The sequence below is a fragment of the Streptomyces sp. NPDC059564 genome (assembly GCF_042735575.1).
In the GTDB taxonomy this organism is placed as follows: domain Bacteria; phylum Actinomycetota; class Actinomycetes; order Streptomycetales; family Streptomycetaceae; genus Streptomyces.
In genome coordinates this window covers 1-3,137 of the sequence record NZ_JBHWBP010000571.1, presented here as the reverse complement: position 1 = coordinate 3,137, position 3,137 = coordinate 1, and the positions used below count along the sequence as shown (strand labels likewise).

Below are 3,137 nucleotides of genomic sequence, written 5' to 3'. Positions count from 1 at the left end.
GTTCACCACCGTACGGGCAGCTCCCGTACACCCCTGATGAGCATGCCCCGCACCCACACGAGCTTCGCCTCGTCGGCGTCGCCGTCGAGGTCGGGGAAGCGTTCCAGCAGCGAGCGCAGGGCGATGCGGCCCTCCATGCGGGCGAGCGGCGCGCCGAGGCAGTAGTGCAGGCCGTGCCCGAACGCGATGTGGCCGCGGGCGTCCCGGCGGATGTCGAAGCGGTCCGGCTCCTCGAAGCGCGCCGGGTCGCGGTCGGCGTCGGCCATGGTGATCAGGACGGTGGAGCCGGCCGGGATCACCACCCCGCCCATCTCGACGTCCTCCAGGGCGAGTCGCTCGGTGCAGGTCTCGACCGGGCCGTCGTAGCGGAGCATCTCCTCGAGCGCACCGTCCAGCAGGCCGGGGTCGGCCCGCAGGTCGGCGAGCTGCTCGGGGTGCGCGAACAGCGCGCGCATCCCGTTGCCGATCATGTTGACGGTGGTCTCGTGTCCGGCGATGAGGATCAGGAGGCTCATGCCGATCAGCTCGTCGGGCGAGAGCCGGTCGCCGCCCTCGTCCACGGCGTGGATCATGGCGCTGAGCAGGTCGTCGCCGGGGGCGGCGCGCTTGGCGTCGATGAGCTCCGTCAGGTAGCGGGGCACCTCCGCGTACACGGCGGCCTCGGCTTCCGGGCTGCTGCGGGCGACGATCTCGTTGGACCAGCCGCGGAACGCCTCGCGGTCCAGCTCGGGCACGCCCAGCAGTTCGCAGATGACGGTCATGGGCAGCGGGAAGGCGAAGTCGTTCACCAGGTCGGCGCGGCGCCGCGGGTTCGCCTCCATGGCGTCCAGCAGTTCGTCGGTGATCTGCTGGATGCGCGGCGCCAGCGATTCGATGCGCCGCGGCGTGAACTCCCGCGCCACCAGGCGGCGCAGGCGGGTGTGGTCCGGCGGGTCGGACATCAGCATGTGGGCGAGCACCGGGTGGTCCCGGTCGGCGTTGATGATCTGGCCGATGTCGCCGGAGCGGCGCCAGTCGCGGCTCAGCCGCGGGTCGGTGAACGCGGTGCGGCAGGCCTCGTGCCCGACGACCAGCCACAGCTCTTCGCCGTCGGGTGTGCGGACGTGGTGGACGGGTCCCCGCGCGCGCAGCCGCGCGTAGACCGGATACGGGTCGCGGACGAAGTCCGGACTGAGTTCCAACAGATCGATCATGGCAGGCCGAAGCGCCATTCCATTCCCCCTGAATCGAATGTGTTGCGAAATCCTACGCCGATGCGTGTATTCACCACAGTAGTCTCGGCGCCGCATGTGAGGGTGGCCGCCCACGCCCACACCGGGCCCGCGACCTGCTGTGACTCCGACCACCCTCACTTGACCCAGCAAAGAAGGGTTACCTAAGTTCGATGGTATGACCCCCCACGACCCCACACCTGCCACCGTGGACTTCGACGTCGACCTCACCTCCCAGGAGGTGCTCCGGCGCGCCCAGGTGATGGCAGCCCTCGGCCCCGACTGGGACCCCATCGAGGTACTGCGCGGCGAGGAGGCGGCGTACGACCTGCTGTACTCCGGGCTCGACGCGGAGCAGCAGCGCGTGTACGACGAACTGGTCGCGGCCGGTGTGCTGCCCGCGCGCGGGAGCGGCCGTGCTGCCGCTTGACCCGCAGGCCGACATGGGCCGGCGCGCCTGGGTGGCCTGCCCCAACTGTGACGACGCCCGCGGGTGCGGGCCGTGCGAGGAGCGCCGTACGTGCTCGACGCACTGGCGCTACATGCTCTCCAACACCGGCAGCCTGCTCCACCTCCAGTGCCCGGGCTGCACGCACGTCTGGGAGCACGAGAGCGGCTTCGGAGCCACCCGTTCCCTGTGGAAGCGGCTCAGCAGCGGCCTGCCGGGCCTCTGACCGCCGCCGGCCGCCTCAGGGCAGCGGGAGGCCGCGGGCCGTGGTCCACAGGGCGTACCACTCCTCGTGCGTGAGGTCGGGTGCGCGCAGCGAGGCGTCGCGGCAGGCGCGGATGCGCGCGGGGCGGGCCGTGCCGATGACCGGGGCGATGCCGGCGGGGTGGCGCGTCAGCCACCACAGCAGGACCGACTCCGGGGTGGTGTCCTTGCGGCGGGCGAGGTCGGCCAGCAGCTCGGCGGTCGCGTGCTCGGCGGGGGTCTGCTGGCGGCCCGTGTACCGGCCCTGCGCGAGGGCGCCCCAGGCCTGGAGCCGGATGCCGTGGTCCAGGCAGTGCTCCAGCGTCCCGAAGGGGAAGCCGTTCCCGGCACCCTCCGGGGTGTTGAGCAGGACACCGGCCTCGACCCAGGCACGGCTGCGCAGGCTCATCTCCAGCTGGTTGGCGACGAGGGGCAGGTCGAGGCGGGCCTGGAGGCGGGCGATCTGAGCGGCGCCCATGTTGGAGACCCCGAAGCCGCGTACGAGGCCCTGCCGGTCGAGGGACATCAGCGCGGAGGCGATCTCGTCCGGGTCCGCCAGGGGGTCGGGGCGGTGCAGCAGCAGGACGTCGAGGGCGTCGGTGCGCAGCCGGGTCAGGCTCTGCTCCACCTGGCGCGTGATGCTCCCGGCGCGCAGGTCGTACATCCCGGGGCGGTCCCCGTCGGCCAGGCGGATGCCGCACTTGGTCTGCAGGACGACGCGTTCGCGCAGGCCCGGCGTCCGGGCGAGGACCTCGCCGAAGACGGCCTCGGCCTTGCCGTACCGGTAGATGTCGGCGTGGTCGAAGACGGTGATCCCGATGTCGAGGGCGGCGTGGATGGCCGCCTCGGCGGCATCGATGTCGGCCGGCCCGTACGGATCCGGTCCCCAGCTCCCGCCCAGCCCCATGCACCCGTACAGCAACCGGCCGCCCCGGCCCGCACCCACCGCGCTCACGTTCGTCACCGTTCCAGGTTATGGGCCGGCGGCCGCCGGGACCGCCCGGGCCCGCGAGCGGGCCGCCGGGCGGGTTAATCCGCCGGTTTCCCGGGGGCGAGGTGCGCCACCACCTCCGCCAGGTCCGCGCAGACCTCCTCGATCCGGAGGCGGACGTTGTTCTGCTCGGTGACGAGGGCCGCCAGGAGTAACGCGGTCAGGGCCGCCGCCCCGTTGAGGGCCTGGAGGTTGACCATGACGTCCAGGAGGCCCTGACCGGCGAAGGGTCCGGCGTGGTCGG

The 3,137-nt window shown here is 72.5% G+C and carries 4 protein-coding genes and 1 pseudogene; 2 read left to right on the top strand and 3 right to left on the bottom strand.

Annotation, left to right across the window (positions count from 1 at the left end; all coding sequences use genetic code 11):
* Positions 1-2: 2 nt before the first annotated feature.
* Positions 3-1,211, bottom strand: a complete 1,209-nt coding sequence (locus ACFV0Q_RS40305; RefSeq protein WP_385012910.1) for a cytochrome P450 — start codon at positions 1,209-1,211, stop codon at positions 3-5.
* Positions 1,212-1,389: 178 nt separating this feature from the next.
* Between ACFV0Q_RS40305 and ACFV0Q_RS40300 the strand changes: the two genes are divergently transcribed.
* Both ACFV0Q_RS40300 and ACFV0Q_RS40295 read left to right on the top strand, forming a co-directional pair.
* Positions 1,390-1,641: a DUF6400 family protein gene (locus tag ACFV0Q_RS40300; RefSeq protein ID WP_385012909.1), complete on the top strand. Its 252-nt coding sequence runs from the start codon at positions 1,390-1,392 to the stop codon at positions 1,639-1,641.
* The gene (locus ACFV0Q_RS40295) at positions 1,628-1,885 is read left to right on the top strand and encodes a hypothetical protein (RefSeq protein ID WP_385012907.1); all 258 of its coding nucleotides are present in this window, start codon (positions 1,628-1,630) and stop codon (positions 1,883-1,885) included. The genes ACFV0Q_RS40300 and ACFV0Q_RS40295 overlap by 14 nt, the downstream gene beginning before the upstream one ends.
* A gap of 15 nt (positions 1,886-1,900) precedes the next feature.
* Here the strand turns inward: ACFV0Q_RS40295 and ACFV0Q_RS40290 are convergent, their stop codons facing one another.
* On the bottom strand, positions 1,901-2,866 hold the full coding sequence (locus tag ACFV0Q_RS40290) for an aldo/keto reductase family oxidoreductase (protein ID WP_385012905.1): 966 nt from the start codon (positions 2,864-2,866) through the stop codon (positions 1,901-1,903).
* Positions 2,867-2,931: 65 nt separating this feature from the next.
* Positions 2,932-3,137 (bottom strand): annotated as a pseudogene (locus tag ACFV0Q_RS40285) (hypothetical protein); the annotation flags it as partial.